We start from the raw sequence: 18,656 nt of genomic DNA on the forward strand, positions 1-18,656 counted from the left end.
GTTCACGACCAAGCCGGAGGCGCCGGTCAAGAAGGTGCAGAAGCAGGTCAGATTCTGGGAGACCCGTGAGGTGAAGCTCCCGCTGGTCACGACGGCCGGGGGAAGGCCCGGGTTCAGCCCGTGGTCGGCGCCGGGGAGGGGGTCGTCGACGGCGGCGGGGTGAAGCCCGGAGGCGGGGAGAGGACCAGGGTCGGCTCGCCGGGAGCGGGGGCCGGAGGGGTCAGGTCGCTCTTCGGGAGCTGCGGCGGGGTCGTCTCCTTGAACAGCAGCGAGTCGAAGTCCACCAGACCGGTCTGCTCCATCACCGTGATGTGGTCGAGCACCGTGTCGTTCGCCTGGTCGGCGAGCTGCCGGACCAGGGAGTTCCGCGTGGTGGCACGGATGTTGGCGATGACCGGGAAGATCTGGCCGTGCGTCAGGCGCAGGATGTTGGCGAGGTCCTCGTCGAACTTCTTGCCCGTGTCGGCGGTGAGCGTGGCCACGAACCCCTGCTGCTGGGGGCTCGCCTGGTTGGGGATCGTGATGCCCAGCTGTGCGGCCACCTTGCGGTCGGCCGCGTCGAGGTTCGCGTGCCCGTTCACCAGATGCTGCCCCGCCGTGCGCACCGCCGGGGTCGTGCCCTTCTTCAGGGCCAGCTCACCGGCCGGGAACTCCCACAGTCCCGCGGCGCGCACCTTGACGACGAAGTCACGGTCCGCCTCGGTCAGCGGTCCGGCCGAGGTGTTCGCGACCACGCGGGCCGGGGCGCTGGAGACGGTCTGCACTCCCAGCATCGAGGGATAGACGAGAGCCGTCAGAGTCAGCGTCAGGGCGCCCGCCACGAAAAGGGTTCCCGCCGCGTTCCGCGAAATGCGCATGGCACCTCCTGGTTGTTCGGACGCCCAGGGATACGGGAGCGCGGGAGTCCCGAACCTTTTCTGCTGGCAAAATCCCCGGTCCTGGCTGTGGTGGTCGTCACATCGCGCGCGTGGCGGTGGTGGGGCAGAGCGCCGGATGCCCGCTATGTTCGATCCGAACATCCGACATTCGGAGCCGGCATGCAGAAGACAGATGAACTGGCCGAGGAGGCCGGTGCGGCCGTCGCCGTCCCCGCGGTGACCGACGACGCCGCAGCCGCCGACCGTGGCCGGCCGCTGCCCTGGCCGCTCCTGTTCGGCGCGGCCGTCCTCGTGGGTCCGGTCCTTTTCGTCCTCGGCCGCTGGCTGGACGAACCGGTCATGCAGGCATGGCGGACCGTGTGCCTGGCCATCACCGTGCAGGCCCTGCCTTTCCTGCTGCTCGGCACGGCCCTGTCCGGCGCGATCAACGCCTTCGTGCCCGAACGGGTGTTCAGTCGGATACTGCCCCGCCGGGCCGCGCTCGCCGTTCCGGTCGCCGGGATCGCCGGGGCCGTACTGCCCGGATGTGAGTGCGCCTCGGTGCCGGTCGCGAACAGCCTGATCCGCCGGGGAGTCACGCCCGCCGCCGCCTTCGCGTTCCTGCTGTCGGCCCCCGCCGTCAACCCGGTCGTCCTGACCGCCACGGCCATCGCCTTCCCCGGGAACCCCGCCATGGTCCTGGCCCGGCTGCTGGCCTCGCTCGCCACCGCCTCCGTGATGGGCTGGCTGTGGCTCTGGCTGGGCCGCGACGAGTGGCTCCGCCCGGCCGTGCGGCATACCGGGCACCGCCCGGGCACCAGCCGCTGGCGCGAGTTCCGCCTCGGCTTCCAGCACGACTTCCTGCACGCGGGCGGCTTCCTGGTGCTCGGCGCCATGGCGGCGGCCACCTTCAATGTGTCGGTCCCGCGCTCCGTCCTCGACGTGTTCTCCGGCTCGCCCTGGCTGTCCGTGGTGTTCATGGCCGTACTGGCCGTGCTGCTCGCGGTGTGCTCCGAGGCGGACGCGTTCGTCGCGGCCTCACTGACCGGGTTCTCGCCGCTGGCCCGGCTGGTGTTCATCGTGGTCGGACCGATGGTCGACCTGAAGCTGATCGCCCTGCAGGCGGGCACGTTCGGCCGGGCCTTCGCGGCCCGCTTCTCGACCGCCACGGCGCTCGTCGCGGTGCTGTGCAGCGTGCTGATCGGAGGAGCGCTGCTGTGAAAAGGCCTCTGCAGGTGATCCTGCTAGTCCTGGGCGGCCTCGGGCTGCTGCGCATCTCCCTCTTCGGCGACCTGTACCTCAGATACGTCAAGGAGGGGCTGCGCCCGCTGCTGATCACCTCCGGGGTGCTGCTGCTCCTGCTGGGCGCCGCGGAGGCGGTGTCGTACTGGCGTGCGCACGGGCGCGGTCTCGGGCGCCGCCACGGAGGGCAGGAGCACGGCGGGCCCGACGACGGTCACGGTCAAGGCCACGAGGACGATGAAGGCCACGACCGTCACGGTCCTGGCCATGATCACGGCCATGACCACTCCGTCGCCCCCCGCACCGCCTGGCTGCTGTTCCTGCCGGTCGTCAGCCTTCTCTTCTACGCGCCCCCGGCGCTCGGCGCGTACACCGCCTCCCGGGAGCCTCCCCAGGTCATCAGCGAGCAGCTGCACTTCGACCCGCTGCCCGCGACCTCGCCCGTCCCGATGACCCTCACGGAGTTCACCGCCCGGGTGCAGCAGGACCGAGCGCGGGCCATCAAGGGGCGCGGCATCGAGATGACCGGGTTCGTCACGCCCGCCCCGGGCGGCAGCTGGTATCTGACCCGGATCATCTACTCGTGCTGCGCGGCGGACGCCCAGACCGTCAAGGTGCGGATCTACGGGCCGGCACTGGCGGCCGACACCTGGGTGTCCGTGACGGGAACCTGGCACCCGGGCGGGACCCTGGGCACGAAGACCGCCACGGTCGCGCTGGACGCACACACCGTCGACCGGATCACGAAGCCGGTGAACGCGTACACCGACAACCTGCCGCTGCCCACGTCGAGGTGACGCTCCCTCACCGGAGGGGGATCAGGCCATCCAGAAGAAGACGGCCGTCATCCGCTTGTCCTCCAGGCCGCTGCCGCAGTAACCGGTGGCCGTGTGCATGATGTTGGCCTTGTAGAGGAGCAGCCGGTTGTAGCGCTGCGGGACGCGGATGTCCTCGGTGAAGGCGTCCGGCGCCACGAACCGTGTGCCCAGCGCCTCGACCAGGTTGGTGTGCGGGGCCTGCACCATGTTGCCGCCGAGGACCCCGCCGGGCAGGCTCTGCCGGTAGAAGCTCGTACCGCAGTCCTTGGGGATGCCCGGGCTGAGGTAGAGCACCGCGGCGTAGCGGCACAGGGCGCGCGAGTCGGTGTGCGGACGGGGTTCTCCCTCGTCCTTGCCGACGACCTGGATGCAGTTGTGGTTGAGGGTGCCACCGCCGGGCGCGGTCTCCTGCCACAGCTTCTGCGCGCCCGTCTCCTTGCGCACCAGCCGCTCGATCCGGGCGAGTTCAGCCGGTTCGAGACCCGGCATGGTACGCATCCCGGGCCAGCTCTCCTGGGTGTACGGGTGACCCTTGGTCCACTCGTCCTCGCCTTTGGCGAGGCAACGGGCCCTGACCTCGTCCACGTTGGGAAGCACGTCGTCGAGGATCCAGTAGTCGCGGCCACGCGTGGGCTTGCGATACGGCAGCACGGGAAGGCGCTGGGGCTGTGGGGGCATGCGGGTGAACATACAGTCGGCCACCACCAGCGATTTCTTTTCTGTTGGTCAACGTTGCGCCAACTCAACGAGTGGCGGTGGAAGAGGTATGGGGTGTGTCCGCCGAGCTGTTGTCCGGTGAGAACAGAGCCATGCTCATGAACATCGCGGCCAGGAACAGCGCCGCCGCGGCGATCAGCCCGATCGTGCGCGGCCTCCGCAGAAGGTCCACCGCCGCCGGGCGCTGACGACGGACCGCGCGTCGGCCGGTTGCGCCGGGCGTGGAGGGGAGTTTGTACGTCGTCGGGCTGCCGGTCTCGGTATGGGGGAGCACCGGCGGCGGGGAAACCGCCGCGGGCGTCTGCCGGGACTCCGGTGCCGTGGACGGGAGTGGTCGGGGGCGGCCCTGCCAGGCGCCCGAGCCGAACCACTCGGCGGTCGCCCGTGCCGAGGGCCGGTCCTCGGGCCGCTTGGCGAGCAGGCCGAGCAGATAGTTCTCGAAGGCGGGCGGCAGAAGGACGCCCAGCCGGCTGGGCGGTACGGGAGCGGAGTCGAGATGGTGATGGAGGATCTCGATGGGTGTGTTGCCTCGGAACGGCGGCTGCCCGGTGAGGAGTTGGTAGAGCACGCAGCCGAGCGAGTACACATCGCTGGCCCCGCCCGCGGGCTTGCCCAGGGCACGCTCCGGCGCGAGGTACAGGCTCGTTCCGACGATCTGCCCGGTCGCCGTCAGCCCGCCCGACGGGTCGTCCAGGAAGCGGGCAATGCCGAAGTCCCCGATCTTCACCGTGCCGCTCGCGTCGAGCAGCAGGTTCCCGGGCTTGATGTCCCGGTGCACGATGCCCTGTTCGTGGGCGACGGCGAGACCGGCGGCGGCCTGGGCCGCGATGACCGCGACCCGCTCGGCCGGCAGCGGACCGCCGTCGGAGAGCACCCGGGACAGGCTGTCGCCCTCCACCAGCTCCATCACGAGGAACAGCTTGCCGTCGTGCTCACCGAAGTCGAGCACACCGACCACGTGCGGGTGATGGAGCCGTCCGGCGGTGCGGGCCTCGAGGCGGAAGCGCGAGTCGGCGGTGGGGTCGGCGTTCTGGCCGAGCAGCACCTTGACGGCGACGGGACGCCCCAGCATCCGGTCGTACGCCCGCCAGACCTCTCCCATCGCGCCGCGTCCGATGGTGGTGTCCAGCTGGTAGCGGCCCGCGATCAGCACTTGTTGTTTCACCCTCATGCCGTGAGACGAGTGCCGTGCGACGACTGGCACGGTCACCCGAATTTGATCACGGTTTCCCCGAGGGAGGGCCGACGTGTGACAGACCTGTGAAGTGTGCGGGGTGTCAGGGATGTTGGGGGTGTCGGTGTCAGCCCAGGCACACCACGAGCAGGCACAGGTGGGACGGGGAGGTCGCCGTGGGAGCCGGGTTCGCCGGCGGGGTTCCCGGGTTCGTGCTGGCGGACGGCGTGGGCGCGGCGGTCGGGGCGGAGGACGGGGCGGTCGTCGGGCTGGTGTGCGAAGGCACCGTGACCAGGCTGTTCGAGGAAGAGGTGGTGCTTCGCGGCCGTGATGCCCCGACCGTCGCCGTCATGGCGCGGGGGACGGCGGCGCTGTCCGGCTGGACGGCGGACGGCGTGGCGCCGTGCGACGGTGCGGAGGCCCCGTGGTGGGGGAGACCGGCGGCGGAGGACGATGTGGACGAGGCGTCCGCGGATCCGCTCACGCCGCCCTGTGTGGAGGACGGGTCGGGGTTCTCGGGTGCCGCGTAGTCCGTGCCGCCCATGCTCGCGATGTCCGGGGCGGGCGCTGCCTGGGCCTGGTCGCCGGTGTTCCGGTCCAGGACGCCGAAGGTCAGCCCGCCGCCGACGAGTGCGAACGCGGTCGCGACCACGGCCCTGCGCTGGATTCGCTTCCAGCGGGCCCGCTGACGGCGCCGCGCCGCCCGCCCTTGGGCCGCGCCCAGGGGGAGTCCGGGGAGTGACGCGTCCTGCGGGTCGTCGTCCGGGCCGTCCCAGGCCGCCGCCTTTTCGTGGAGCGTGGCCTCCGGGGCCGACAGCTCCCACTCCAGCGCGGCGCTCACCGCCGTGCCCCTGGGCGCCCTGGGCGCGGGGGCCGAGTAGGCGGGACCGCTGATGTCGACCGGAGCGATGTCCGGTGCGTACGCACCGCACCCGGGGCACACCAGGGCGCCATTGAGATGCCGGCGACACGAGGAGCAGTAGTCCATGGAGGTCTTCCTGAAGTGTTCGCACATGGGATCGAGCGGGCTGCAACGCTAACGGGGCATTCCCAAGACTGTGTGCAGTCCCTGTGATGCTCCTGCACGGGTTCCCGGGGGGATTCGCCAGGGCCGAACGAGTGCCGGGGCTGCGCCGTCCGAGGCGCGTACGGGCGAGCCGGGTCTGTTCACAATCATCCGTACTTATTGGATTTCTTCCGTGGTCAGTGACCCCAGGAGGAAGCCGAGCCCCATGCCGTGGACCACCCGCACGCTCCCGGGACGCCGCGCCCTGTCCACCCTCCGCGCTCTGGTGCGGCGTGATCACCGTGATCAGCGACGTGATCAACGGCACGACCGGCCTCGCGATCGCCGTCGTCGTACCCGGCTGCTGCTGTGGGCCTTCGCCGGCGTCGCCCTGACCGCGTTCGGCTGGCTCGTCATCAGCGCTCTGTGGGCCCGCGGTGAACTCATGGCGGCCAAGGACGACCTTAAGGCGCTGCGCGGCTCGCTAACGGCGTCCGCCTCTCCGGCCCGGGCGACCGCGGCGGGCGGGCCCGCGTCCCGCCGAGGGGCGCTCGCCGAAGGCGCGGCCCGATCCGCGGCGGAACACGCCGAACGCGCCCACTGGCTCACCGAGGGCCCGCTCTGGGCCGCGGCGGCGTGGCTGCCCGGCCCGGGCGGCGTCTTCGAGACCGTACGCGGGGCGGCCGGGGTCCTCGACCGGCTGGCCGGGAAGGCCCTGCCGCCCGTGGTGCGCACCGTCGGCCGTCTCGACTCCGCCGGGCACGGCAGCCACCTCGACGTCTCCGAGCTGGGCAGGTCCGCCCCGGACCTCGAACGCGCCGCGCGCCAGATGGGACTGGCCCGGACGGAGGCGGACCGGCTGCCGCGGCACACCTGGCTCGCCGCCGTGGACCGGGTCCGGGGCCAACTGGTCGCCGGTCTTGACCGGATGGCCCCGGCGATGGAGAACGCCGCGGTCGGGGCACGCCTGTTGCCCCCGATGCTGGGCGGTGACGGGGCGCGGCGCTACCTCGTCGTCTTCCAGAACTCGGCGGAGTCGCGCGGCACCGGCGGAATGCCCGGTGCCTATGCCGTGCTGACCGCCGACAAGGGCGCGCTGAGGCTGAAGGAGTTCGGCCGGGACACCGACATGGCGGCGGTGCACCCCAAGGTCAGCCTGGGCGCGGAGTACGCCTCCATGTACGCGCTGGACGATCCGGTGAACACCTGGCCCAACTCCAACATGAGCCCCCACTTCCCCTACGCCGCGCGCATCTGGTCCGCCGCCTGGCTCGCGAAGAGCGGGGAGCGCGTCGACGGCGTACTGTCACTGGACCCCGGCGTGCTGTCCACGCTGCTGGCCGCCGCCGGACCGGCGCGCATGAGCGACGGCACCCTCGTCACCGCGGCCGACGTCGTGGACCTCACCGAGCGCACCGCCTACGCGAAATACCGGAACTCCGTACAGCGCAAGGCGTTCCTGCTGGACGTGGCCCGCGCCGCCGCCGGACGGCTGCTGACCGCCGCCCAGGACTCCCGGCGCCGGCCCGCCCTGCTCCTCGGGCTGTACAAGGTGCTGCGCGACGGACGGATGGCCGCCTGGAGTGCCCATGCGCAGGAGCAGCGGGAGCTGGCCGCGCGTCCGGTCGGCGGCTCCGTGCCGCAGGGTCCGGCGCCGTACGCGGGACTGGTGGTCAACAACGCGGCCGGCACCAAGCTGGACTACTACCTCGACCGGGGCCTTGAGTGGTCCGCGGGCCGCTGCACCCCCGACGGCCGTGAGGTCACCGTCAAGGTGGTCCTCACCAACCGCGCCCCGTCCAAGGGCCTTCCCGCCTACGTCACCGACCGGCTGGACGAGCCCGCCTATCGGACCCGCGCGGGCGACAACCGGCTGCTGGTCTCCTACTACGCCACCAAGGGAGCGGCGCTGGCCGGCGCGACCCTCGACGGCAAGCGCGTCGTCGGGGCGCGGAACACCGAACGGGGGCACCCGGTGTACACGCTCGACGTCGAGGTGCCCGCGGGCCACAGCCGGGCGCTGACCCTGAACCTGCTGGAACCGCCCTCCGCCCAGACGCCCACCGTGCCGCGCCAGCAACTGTCCCGCCCTATGCGGGTCACGGTGCACCCCGCCGGCACGTGCCCCGGACTCCGGCGGTAGGCGCATCCGGAGCCCGTGTCCGGCCCGTTTCCGGCCGTCACCCGATGGCACCCGCCCCCGCACACTCGATGGCACCACCCCTCTGCGCGTTGCCTGATATGCGCCAATCGCACCACTACGGTGGCTTTCGGGAAGGCGTTCCGCGAAACACTCACATTCCGCATCACACCCAGGGAGAGCCGATGTGCGGCGTAGCGGGCATGGTGTCGACGGCGTCCCCGGATCCGGCGGCCGTCAGACAGATGTGCGCCGTCATCGCCCACCGGGGCCCGGACGGTGAGGGGTTCCACACCGGGGAGCATGTCGCCCTCGGCATGCGGAGGCTGGCCGTCATCGACGTCGACGGGTCCGACCAGCCGGTCTTCAACGAGGACCGCAGCGTGGTCGCGGTGTTCAACGGCGAGATCTACAACTACGCGCAGCTGCGCGAGGAGTTGCGCGCTCGCGGCCACCGGTTCCGCACCGACGGCGACGGCGAGTGCCTCGTCCACCTCTACGAGGAGCACGGCGAGGACCTGGTCCGCCATCTGCGGGGCATGTTCGCGTTCGCCCTCTGGGACGCGGGAGCGGAACGCCTGCTGCTCGCGCGTGACCGTGTCGGCAAGAAGCCCCTGTACTACCGGGACGCCGACGGAACCCTCGCCTTCGCCTCCGAACTCAAGGCGCTCGCCACGATCGCCCCGGGCCGTGGCGAGGTCGATCTGGTGGCCCTCCACCACTACCTCACCTACCAGTACGTGCCCGCCCCGTGGTCGATCCTCAGCGGTGTCCGCAAACTGCCGCCCGGCTGTCTGCTCACCTGGCGCGGCGGCCGGACGCGCGTGCGCCGCTACTGGACGCTGGATTCCTCCCCGGCCGCTGACACAGTCAGCGAGGAGGAGGCGGCGCGGCGGACCCGGGAGCTTCTGCTGGAGGCCACGCGGCTGCGTATGGTGGCGGACCGGCCCCTGGGAGCCTTCCTGTCCGGCGGCATCGACTCCTCCGCCGTCGTCGCGGCGATGGCCCGGACCTCCGCACAGCCCGTGAAGACGTTCTGCGTCGGTTTCGAGGACGCCGCGTTCGACGAGCGGACGCATGCGCGGGCCGTGGCTCGTCGGTACGGCACCGACCATCACGAGTTCGTCGTGGGGGCGTCCGCGCTGGACGTCCTGCCCACCCTCGCCTGGTACTTCGACGAGCCCTTCGCCGACTCGTCGGCGATCCCCTCGTTCTACGTCGCCCAGCTGAGCCGCCGGCACGTCACGGTCGCCCTGAACGGCGACGGCGGCGACGAGTCCTTCGGCGGCTACACGCGCTACGCCCAGATGGCCCGTATGGAACACGTCCGGCTCCCCCCGGCCGCGCGACGGCCCCTCGCACGACTGGGCCGCTCCCTCCTCGCCGCCGCCCCGGCGCTCTCGCACCGGCGCAGGGCGGGTCTGGTCCTGAGCGTGCTCGGCGAGACCCCGCAACGCCGCTACGCCCGGATGATGTCGTACTTCTCCCCGGAGCAGAAGCAGCAGCTCTACACGCCGTGGCTGCGCAAGGAGACGGCCGGGATCGACAGCTACGAGCTGCTGGACGAGGCGTTCCGCGGGGCGAGGGCGGTCAGCCGGGTCAATCAGCTGATGGACGTGGACGTGAACACCTACCTCCCCGGCGACCTGCTGGTGAAGGTGGACATCAGCACCATGGCGCACTCGCTGGAGGCGCGTTCACCGTTCCTGGACCACCACGTGATGGAGTGGGCGGCCGGTCTGCCCGCCCAGCTGAAGGTGCGCCGGGGCACCACCAAGTATCTGCTCAAGAAGGCGCTGCGGGACTGGCTCCCGCATGAGGTGCTGTACCGGCCGAAGCAGGGCTTCGGGGTGCCGCTGGCCCGCTGGCTGCGCACGGAGCTGAGGGACGTGGCCTGGGACGTGCTCACCGACGGTACGGCGCGGGATCGCGGACTCTTCCGGCCGGAGGCGGTACGGACCCTGCTGAGGGAGCACGAGGCGGGGGCGAACCACGCGCGGCGGATCTGGGCGCTGATGCAGTTCGAGCTGTGGCACCGCAGGTTCGTCGACCAGCGGGGCGGGCCTTTGTCCCCGCCCCCGGCGGCGGCCGGACGGCCGCTGCCGCACCTGGGTTGAGAGGCGCACGCGCAGGACGCCCACGGGAGGACGGGTTTGCTCACCGGTAGGACGCACATGAAATCGCTCTCCGCCACCGTGACCGGCCGCGTGGCGGTGCTGGCCGCGGGGCCGGTGGCCGTGCACCTGGCCCTGTTCCACGGCCTCGCGACGGCCGCCGCGGTGGGGGCGGCCGGATTCGCGCTCGTGACGTGGGCCCGGCCGGACCTGGCCCTGCTCACGGTGCTCGGGCTGGTCCCGGCCCTCGCCGCGAGCGGGCAGCGGAGCACGACACTGCCCGCGGTGGTGCTGGGTGCGGTGGTCCTGCTGCTGTTCCGTGCCGCGTTGAGCGCGCCACGGCTGCGGCTGGATCTTCTGCTGATCCTGCTCACCGCCGCGGCGGTCACGGTGAGTCGGCTGCTGCCGGCGGAGCCCTTCCACGTCGAGCACGGGTGGAAGGCGTGCGGCCTTCTGCTGGTGGGCCTCGGGCTGCTCGCGGCGTCCGTCCTCGTGCCCCCCGACCCCCGGCGCGTCGCGCAGGCGGTGGCCGGAGCGGGGGCGGCTCTCGCGGCGCTCCTCCTGGTTCGCGGGGAGTACGCCGCCGACCGTCTGACCGGTCTCGGCCTGAACCCGAACTACCTGGGAGCCGCGCTCGCGCTTCCTCTCGTCGCCGCCGTCGGGCTGGCACGGTTCGGCCGCTCCTGGCTGTGGATCCCGCCCGCCGCGGTCTGTGCCTTCGCGGTCGTGGAGACCCGGTCCCGAGGGGCCTTCGTGATGGCCGCGGCGGGGCTGGCCTGCGTGCTGCTCGTCGGCCGTCCGCTGCGGGACAAGGCGCTGATCGTGCTGGCACTCCTCGCCGTCACGGTGGTGCTCCCGGGAACCCTCGACTCGGTGGAAGGCAATCTGACGGGCGGCAGGACGCAGACCGAGCTGACCGCGAACACCGAGGTACGCAAGCGGGCGGCACTGCTGGCCGTGCGGGTGGCCCTCGACCATCCCCTGCGCGGCATCGGGTACGCGCTGTTCCCCGAACACGCCCGGAACTCGCCCGACCTGGGCATCTACATCAACACCCACAACGACTACCTGAGGCTGGCCGCCGAGGCCGGACTGGTGACCCTCGCGCTGCTGCTGGCCCTGCTGTGGCGCGGTCTCGCCCGCCGTTGCGCGCCGGACCACGCCGTCCTCCAGGCACTGTGCGTGTCCTACGCAGCCGGTCTGCTCTTCGCCAACATCCTCGCGGACCTGATCGTCACCACGCCCTTCTGGGTCTGTCTGGGCTGTCTGCTGGCCCGGACAGAGCGCCGGAAGACGGTTCTCCACGACGCGGATCCCCCGACCCTCCTTCCAGCTACGTAAGGAAAGCCGCATGATCGACTGCGAGACCGAGATCAGCCAGGGCCGCCGCTTCGCCTTCGGCCGGAACTGGCTCCGGTTCGGGACCCTGATCGACGAGGAACGCATCGCCGACGCCCGCACGTCGCTGGAGGCGGCCCTCGGAACCAGCGATCTGACCGGGCGTTCCTTCCTGGACGTCGGCTGCGGAAGCGGACTGTTCTCCCTCGCCGCCCTGCGCATGGGCGCCCGCGTACGGTCCTTCGACTACGACCCCGACTCGGTGCGGGCGGCCGGAAGGGTCCGTCGGGAGTTCGCCCCGGACAGCGACTGGAGCATCCAGCGCGCCTCGATCCTCGACGCGGCGTTCGTGGCGCGGCTGGAACGTGCCGACATCGTCTACTCCTGGGGCGTCCTGCACCACACCGGCGACCTCTGGGCCGCGGTGGAGGCCACCTGCGGCCTGGTCGCCCCCGGTGGAACGCTGTATGTCTCGATCTACAACGACCAGGGCCTGGAGAGCCGGATGTGGACCGCGGTGAAACGCCGTTACAACATGTCTGGCTCGCTGGGACGCCAACTGCTGCTCGCCGGAAGCATGCTCTATCTCGGACGGCACTACCCGCTGAAGGCGGCACACCAGTTCGTGGGCCGTGTCCAGGGCAGCGCGGGCAGGCCCGTTCCCCGGCCCCGCGGCATGTCGCGCAAGCACGACCTCGTGGACTGGGTGGGCGGCTATCCCTTCCAGGTCGCGGCGCCCGAAGAGGTCTTCACCTTCTGCCGCGAGCGCGACTTCGCGCTGCGCCACCTTAAGACCTGCAAGGGAGGAATCGGCTGCAACGAGTTCGTGTTCGCGCGGGGTTGAGACCCCCGGGCCGGGACTCGGGGAGGCGAACGGTCGGCTGCCCGGGCGGGGCGTCATGACGCCCCGCCGAAGCGCAGTGCCCTGGCCCGGTGCCTCACCTCCGTGGTGACACGCGCCGTCTCGGCGCTCGTCGGGAGCAGACACGTCCAGCGCAGTCCGCTGACCCGGCTGAAGTACGTCACCTGGAACGCGACCAGCGTCCCGTACGCGACGGTGGAGGCGAGGGCGCTGCCGACCGCGCCCCAGACGGGGATCACCACGACGTTCAGTCCGGCGTTCACCACCAGGGCGATCAGCGAGGGGAGCACGACCAGGCGCGAAGACCCCTGGCGCAGCAGGAAGGCGGACAGCGGCCGTGCCGCGGACAGCAGCAGGACCCCGGGGACCAGCAGGGCGACGAGGGTGGCCGCGGACGCGTACGCCTGTCCGTACAGCGGGGTGATCACCGCCGACACGGCGGCCACCGTCGCCACCGCGGACGCGATGCCCAGGAGCATCGTGAACCGCACGATCCGTACGGTGACCCTCACCGACTCGCTCACCTCGCCGTCGAACTGGGCGGACAGCGTGACCTGCGAGAACACATCGACGGCCAGACGGCTCAGGTCCGCCAGGGTCACCGCGAGCGTGTAGATGCCGACCTCCCGCGGTCCGGCCAGGGCATTGAGCAGGAAGACGTCCGAGCGCAGCAGCAGGTACGCGGCGGCCGAACCGGTGTGGAACCGCAGCCCCTTGAGGCAGGTCGTCCTGGCCAGGCGCAGGTCGGGCCGTCTCGTCGCCACCCCGCCGGCGGCGGTCAGCACGGCCAGGGAGACTCCGTTCGAGGCGGCCCACACGGTCACCACCATCCAGACGGTGAGCAGTCCGGTCAGCCCGAAGCCGATCAGGCACAGGCACTGGACGACGGCGGTCGTCAGCAGTGCCCATCCGGCGACATGGCTGCGGTCGCGCAGGAGGTTGATGGTGGTCGCGTACTGCGCTCCCATGCCCAGGGGCACGCCCGCGCAGGCCGCCGACACGAGCCGGAAGTCCGGGAGGTGGCCGTACCCCTGGAACAGCAGGACCGCCCCGAGCGCCACCGCGGCGGCGACGGCTCCGACGCACAGCCCGAGCGGCACGCTGTTGGAGCCGAGGGGCGTCCGTCGTCCCTTCTCCGGCCACATGGCCGTCTGGGCCTGCTCGACGGACAGATGGCCCAGCGAGAGCGCGGCCATGGCGACGCTGACGGCCATGTAGTAGGTCCCGCGGCCCTCGGGGGGCAGTGCTCTGGCCACGATGACACTGGCGAGCACGCCCATGCCGAGGGTGCTCGCGCGGACCGTCATCATCCAGACGAACTGCGGTCTTCGGTCAGTCACGTGTCGCGCGTCCTCCCGTCACTCCTTCACGCCGTGCTCCGGTCCGCCAGCAGCCGCCGGTAGAGGGCGACATACCGGTCCACCATGACGTCGGCCGTGAGGTTGTCCATGGCCCACTCCCGCGCCGTACGCCCCAGGGCGGCGGCCATTTCCCGGTCACCGAGCACCTGACGGAGCCCCTCGGCGAGGGCGGCCGGGTCCGCGGGGGGAACCAGGATGCCGCGGTCCCCGAGCAGTTCCGGGGTGCCGCCCACGGCGGTGGCCACCACCGGACGGCCCGCCGCCATGGCCTCCGCGACGGCGTTGCTCGACCCCTCGGACAGGGAGGGCAGGACCACCGCGTCGGCCCTGGCCAGATAGCCGGCCACATCGGTACGGGCACCGAGGAACCGGACGTCGAGGTCCAGGCGGCGGGCCATCCGCTGCAACCCGGCCCGTTCGGGGCCGTCGCCGATCAGGACGAGGGTGCACGGGTCTCCCCCGCGCCGCAGTGCCGCACAGGCCTCCAGAAGGTGGCGATGCCCCTTGTGCACCTTGAGGTTGGCGACGCACAGCACCACGGGCAGCGAGGTGTCGAGGGCAGCGGGTTCGGCGAGCTCGAATTCCTCCGGGCGCATCCCATTGGGGATGACGGAGATCTTGGCCGCCGGCACCCTCTCGTCCCGCCGCACCTCGTCCGCGATCGCGGAAGCGTTGGCGACCAGGAAGTGGGTCCACCGGGTGGCGATCCGTTCCAGGGCGAGTGCCGCCCGGTTGCCCGCCTTGTAGAAGCCGAGACTCCTGCGCCCCGCCAGGAGCAGCGGTACACGGGCCAGCCGGGCGGCGGGGGCGGCCATCACATAGGAGTGGAACAGGAAGGCCTGGAGAACCTGCGGTCTCTCCTTGCGGAGGAAGGCCACACAGCGGAGGAAGGCCCAGAGGTTGGCGAAGGGCGACCACCACTTCAAGGGCCTGCGGTGAAAACCGAGTTCCACCAGGGTGACGCCGGAGCCCCGGAGCTTCTCCTTTCCCGCCCCCTTGTCGAACATGACCAGCAGATGGGTCCGGATACCGCGGGCGCTCAGTCCCCGGGCGAGCAGGACGAGCTGTTTCTCGGCGCCGCCCAGGCCGAGCTGGCCGATCAACAGGCAGACGCGGGAGGGAACATGACCTTGACTCGGTGTCCGGGTGGCCGGGTCCGAGGGCGCCGCTGATTTCTCCGTCAATGACATACCGCACAACCCATTTATTTGCAGTGAATCGTGTATGTAGTGGCATAGCATATGCTGCAAATTGAGCGCAGCCGTGGTTTTGGCAGCCGTGCGTCCGCGCGTCAGAGCCGGAAGGGCCGGGCCGGTCACTCGTCCGTCAGTCCCTGTAGGTTCCCGCGCTCCGCGGTGACGGAAGTGGCGGAAGGAGTCGCCTTGAACAATCGCATTTTCCGCCCGGCTGTCGTTTTCCTCGGTGCCCGGGTGACCGTTCTTCCGGGCGTGACCATCGGGCGTGGAGCCGCGGTCGGGGCCGGAAGTGTCGTGACCAAGGACGTTCCCGCGGATGCGGTCGTGGCGGGAAATCCGGCCCGGGTGATCCGGGCTCGCGCGAAGTGAGCGACTACCGAAGCGCGCGGATGCCGAAGCGGGCGAGTTCTTGAAGCAGGCGAGTTCCTGAAGCGGGCGAGTGCCGAAGTGAGGACACCGCCCGTGGCCCCGTTGGGGTGCATTGAAAGCCCGTATAAACATCACGCCGGGGAAACACGTCACCGCGACCCTAGGGTGAATGCGAACGCACTCGCCGATCGGGGACAGCCTTGGCATTCCGTGACCACCTGAGAGTCCTCTCCCGTCGATGGCGCGTCATCGCCCTGGTGACCGTACTGGGCACCGGGACGGGTCTTCTGGACAGCGCTCTCACCCCTCCCGTGTACCGGGCGACCGTCACCTTGTTCGTGTCGGTCCAGGACGGCGGCGACGTCCACCAGCTCGTGCAGCAGGACGCGTTCGTCCGGGAGCGGGTGCACTCCTACGTCGAGGCGGCGACCGGTCCGGCGGTGACGGGCCCGGTGGTGGACTCCCTCCGGCTGCCCATGACCAGGGCGCAACTGGCGGAGCGGATCACGGCCGAGGCACCCGGCGGCACGGTGCTGGTCCGGCTGAGCGCCGTCGACAGCCGGGCGGTACGGGCGGCGCTGATCGGCAACGCGGTCGCCGACCGGTTCGCCCGTGTGGTCGCGCGCATGGAGCGCACCGGCGGCCGGACCTCCTCCCCCGTGCGGCTCACCGTCCTGCAGCCCGCGACGGTCCCCTCCGCGCCCGTCTCCCCGGACGTCACCGCCGACACCGCGCTCGCGCTCGCGGTGAGCCTGCTCGTGGGTACGGGACTGGCACTCGCAGCCGAGAGACTGCGGATGCCTCTGCGGGACACCGCGTCCCTCGCCGAGTGCCTGTCGGCGGCCGGCGGCCCCTCCGTGCTCGCGGGCATCGCGCGGGACCCGAGGGCGGAGCGGCATCCGGTCTGCCTGGACGACGACGCGAACGGTCCTCGCGCGGAGGGCTTCCGGGGACTGCGGGTCAATCTGCGGTTCGTGCAGGTGGACCGGCGGCCGAAGGTCATCGCCGTCACCAGCCCCCTGCCCGGCGAGGGCCGCAGCAGCGTGTCGCTCAACCTGGCGGCCACGCTCGCCGAACAGGGGGCCAGGGTGTGCCTGGTCGACGGCGACCTGCGCCGCCCGTCCGTCGCCCGGACACTCGGCCTGGCCCGGGACACGGGACTCACCGAGGCCCTGGTGGCCGGCGCCGGGCCGCGCGAACTGCTGCGATCGGACGGCTCGTTCGCCGTGCTCACCAGCGGGCCGCTTCCCCCCGACCCGGCGCGGCTCCTCGGCGGCGCGCGGTTCCGGTCCCTGCTGCGGGCGCTCGCCGAGGAGTTCGACCATGTCGTGGTGGACACCCCGCCGGTGCTCCCGTTCGCCGACACCGTGGCCATGGCGGGGGCCGTCGACGGCTTTCTGCTCGTGGCACGCGCCGGACGCACGGGCCGTAGCGAGGTCGCCCAGGCCCTGACCGCCCTCGGACGCACGGGCGTCCCCGTACTGGGCGCGGTGCTGAACGCGGTCGAGGCACACAACGCGCCCTACGGCTACGGATATGGGTACGGGCACGGCCGGGGCTCCGGGCGCGCACCGGGCCGCCCGGCCCGGGCGGTGACGCGGCTCGCCCCGGGCGCGGCCTCACCCGAGGGCACACACGTGTCGGCGGGGCCCCGGCGGCCGGGCGCGGTGAGGTGACGCGGGCGGCGGGAACCGGGCCCGATGCAGCGCGGCGTCAGCGCTGGCGGACCTCGATCAGGCGGGGCACCTCCGCGGTCATGCCCTTGCGGACGGCCTCCGTGAGGTCGTGCAGGGTCTCCGCGCGATACGCCTCCATGCCGTAGCCCCGCGCCAGATGCAGGACGTCGATGCCGGCGATGTCCAGGTAGTCGCCCTCGGGGACGTGCAGCACCTCGGAGAACTCCTGAAGGGCGTGGTACTTGGTGTTGACGCAGACCACGAAGGTCACCGGCACCTGGTAACGGACGGCGCTCCACAGGGCGGCCGGGGTGTACTGCATCGCGCCGTCCCCGATCAGGGCGACGACGGGCCGCTGCGGACAGCCGAGTTGCAGTCCGACGGCGGCGGGAAGGCCCCAGCCGAGACCGCCGGCGGCGGGGTAGAAGAGCGACCTCGGCTGGGTGAGGGTGAGCCGGTCGCGCAGCATGTCGACCGACGTCCACTCCAGCGCGATCACCGCGTTGTCGCTCTTGCCCCGGTCGATCGCGTCGAGGATGGCCTCCGCGGTGAACGCGGGCCCGCCGGTGTCCGCCTCGGCAAGGGCGCGTGACGTCGGGCGGGGGCGGCTGGTGTGGGGCACCGCCTTGGCGACGCGGACCAGTGCATTGGACGGATCGCCGACGATGATGCGCCCGAACGGGGCACGGGCGGCCTCGTCGGGGTCGTCGGTCACCCCGTACAGGCTGACCCCGGGCGGCAGGAAGTCCCCGGAGCTCGGCGCGTGATAGCGGAAGACCGGGGCTCCGAAGGACACCACGACGTCGTACCCGGCGAGCGCCTGAGCGACCGCCCCGGCGGCCGAGGGAAGCTGGCCCTGGTAGCAGGGATGGCGGGTGGGGAAGGGGGCCCGAGGCGCGCTCGGCGCGAACCAGACGGGCAGGTGGGCGTGCTCCGCCAGGGTGACGGCGGCCCGGTACCCGGCCTCGGTGTCCGTGCCCGGCCCCAGGATCAGTGCCGGTGCGGTGGCGTGCTCCAGCGCGTCGACCATCACGTCCAGGGCCTGCTGCGGGGACACGGGGGCCGCGTCCACCGTACGGTCCAGGAGATGGGCGAGCGCGGCCTCGTCGGCGGGCTCCTCCCAGTCGTCCAGCGGGACCGACAGGTACACCACGCCACCGGGGGCGGAGGAGGCGAGCATCAGGCCCTTGGAGAGCAGCGCGGGGCCGTCCTGCGGACGCAGCGGTTCGCCCGACCACTTCACCAGCGGGTCGCACAGTTTGACCGGGTCGACGTTGGTGAGCATGGCCTGGACGGGGACATAGCGGCGTGCCTGCTGGCCCGCCATGACGACCATCGGTGTGTGGCAGCTCGCCGCGTTGGTCATACAGCCCATCGCGTTGCCGGTGCCGGACGCGGCGTGCAGGTTCACGAAGCCGACGGTTCCCGAGGCCTGCGCGTAGCCGTCCGCCATCGCGATGGCGGCGCCCTCTTGGAGGGCCATGTAGTAGGGCATGTCCCGGGGCAGCCCGGTCAGGAAGGGCAACTCGTTGGACCCGGGGTTCCCGAACACCGCGGTGACCCGGTGATGACGGAGGATGCGGTAAAAGGCATCACTGACAGTGACCATGAGCTGCTGCGCCCCTCACGAGAGCCGTCGTGCCCGTGTGACGACCGTAGGAGCACGGGTCGGGGGCGGCAACTCGCGTGTGTGACCGGCGGATCAGTGAAGAGACCCCCGTGGGTGCGGCCCTGTCACAGGGGAGCGCTATTGTCCGCTTGCTTGTTCAACTTCTTCTCAGGAGCG

General features: G+C 71.6%; 14 protein-coding genes and 1 pseudogene. 8 read left to right on the top strand and 7 right to left on the bottom strand.

The window, feature by feature from the left end:
* Positions 1-113: 113 nt before the first annotated feature.
* Positions 114-857: a DUF4142 domain-containing protein gene (locus ABZ845_RS29605; RefSeq protein ID WP_360985766.1), complete on the bottom strand. Its 744-nt coding sequence runs from the start codon at positions 855-857 to the stop codon at positions 114-116.
* Positions 858-1,037: 180 nt separating this feature from the next.
* Here ABZ845_RS29605 and ABZ845_RS29610 point away from each other — a divergent pair, with 180 nt between their 5' ends.
* Positions 1,038-2,078 carry a permease gene (locus tag ABZ845_RS29610; RefSeq protein ID WP_360985769.1) on the top strand — a complete coding sequence of 347 codons (1,041 nt, stop codon included), beginning with the start codon at positions 1,038-1,040 and terminating at the stop codon, positions 2,076-2,078.
* On the top strand, positions 2,075-2,896 hold the full coding sequence (locus ABZ845_RS29615) for a TIGR03943 family protein (protein ID WP_360985772.1): 822 nt from the start codon (positions 2,075-2,077) through the stop codon (positions 2,894-2,896). The genes ABZ845_RS29610 and ABZ845_RS29615 overlap by 4 nt, the downstream gene beginning before the upstream one ends.
* Before the next feature lie 21 nt (positions 2,897-2,917).
* Here the strand turns inward: ABZ845_RS29615 and ABZ845_RS29620 are convergent, their stop codons facing one another.
* The 3 genes from ABZ845_RS29620 to ABZ845_RS29630 form a co-directional block, all read right to left on the bottom strand.
* A complete protein-coding gene (locus ABZ845_RS29620; protein WP_360985775.1) occupies positions 2,918-3,595 on the bottom strand; it encodes a DUF6445 family protein in 678 nt (225 codons plus the stop codon).
* 64 nt (positions 3,596-3,659) lie between these two features.
* A complete protein-coding gene (locus ABZ845_RS29625; protein ID WP_360985853.1) occupies positions 3,660-4,787 on the bottom strand; it encodes a serine/threonine-protein kinase in 1,128 nt (375 codons plus the stop codon).
* A 148-nt stretch (positions 4,788-4,935) separates the two neighbouring features.
* Complete coding sequence (locus ABZ845_RS29630) at positions 4,936-5,796, bottom strand: hypothetical protein (RefSeq protein WP_360985778.1); 861 nt, start codon at positions 5,794-5,796, stop codon at positions 4,936-4,938.
* Between the two features lie 244 nt (positions 5,797-6,040).
* Between ABZ845_RS29630 and ABZ845_RS29635 the strand changes: the two genes are divergently transcribed.
* The 4 genes from ABZ845_RS29635 (at position 6,041) to ABZ845_RS29650 (ending at position 12,250) form a co-directional block, all read left to right on the top strand.
* The gene (locus tag ABZ845_RS29635) at positions 6,041-7,957 is read left to right on the top strand and encodes a DUF4012 domain-containing protein (RefSeq protein ID WP_360985781.1); all 1,917 of its coding nucleotides are present in this window, start codon (positions 6,041-6,043) and stop codon (positions 7,955-7,957) included.
* A gap of 182 nt (positions 7,958-8,139) precedes the next feature.
* Positions 8,140-10,071 carry an asparagine synthase (glutamine-hydrolyzing) gene (gene asnB, locus ABZ845_RS29640; protein WP_360985784.1) on the top strand — a complete coding sequence of 644 codons (1,932 nt, stop codon included), beginning with the start codon at positions 8,140-8,142 and terminating at the stop codon, positions 10,069-10,071.
* A gap of 57 nt (positions 10,072-10,128) precedes the next feature.
* Positions 10,129-11,409, top strand: a complete 1,281-nt coding sequence (locus ABZ845_RS29645; RefSeq protein WP_360985787.1) for an O-antigen ligase family protein — start codon at positions 10,129-10,131, stop codon at positions 11,407-11,409.
* Between the two features lie 10 nt (positions 11,410-11,419).
* A complete protein-coding gene (locus ABZ845_RS29650) occupies positions 11,420-12,250 on the top strand; it encodes a class I SAM-dependent methyltransferase (protein WP_360985790.1) in 831 nt (276 codons plus the stop codon).
* Positions 12,251-12,303: 53 nt separating this feature from the next.
* Here the strand turns inward: ABZ845_RS29650 and ABZ845_RS29655 are convergent, their stop codons facing one another.
* Positions 12,304-13,608 carry an oligosaccharide flippase family protein gene (locus ABZ845_RS29655; RefSeq protein WP_360985793.1) on the bottom strand — a complete coding sequence of 435 codons (1,305 nt, stop codon included), beginning with the start codon at positions 13,606-13,608 and terminating at the stop codon, positions 12,304-12,306.
* Between the two features lie 26 nt (positions 13,609-13,634).
* Complete coding sequence (locus ABZ845_RS29660) at positions 13,635-14,732, bottom strand: glycosyltransferase (protein ID WP_360985796.1); 1,098 nt, start codon at positions 14,730-14,732, stop codon at positions 13,635-13,637.
* A 309-nt stretch (positions 14,733-15,041) separates the two neighbouring features.
* Between ABZ845_RS29660 and ABZ845_RS29665 the strand changes: the two are divergent.
* Together ABZ845_RS29665 and ABZ845_RS29670 are read left to right on the top strand one after the other, a co-directional pair.
* Positions 15,042-15,194: pseudogene (locus ABZ845_RS29665) on the top strand (DapH/DapD/GlmU-related protein); the annotation flags it as partial.
* A 200-nt stretch (positions 15,195-15,394) separates the two neighbouring features.
* Entirely contained in the window at positions 15,395-16,870 is a 1,476-nt protein-coding gene (locus ABZ845_RS29670; protein ID WP_360985799.1) for a polysaccharide biosynthesis tyrosine autokinase, read from the top strand.
* Between the two features lie 37 nt (positions 16,871-16,907).
* Here ABZ845_RS29670 and mdlC read toward each other — a convergent pair whose 3' ends face one another.
* Positions 16,908-18,479 (bottom strand): benzoylformate decarboxylase, encoded by a 1,572-nt coding sequence (gene mdlC, locus ABZ845_RS29675; protein ID WP_360985802.1) that lies wholly within the window; start codon positions 18,477-18,479, stop codon positions 16,908-16,910.
* Positions 18,480-18,656 lie beyond the last annotated feature (177 nt).

This window comes from Streptomyces sp. NPDC047022 (assembly GCF_040644155.1).
Lineage (GTDB): Bacteria > Actinomycetota > Actinomycetes > Streptomycetales > Streptomycetaceae > Streptomyces.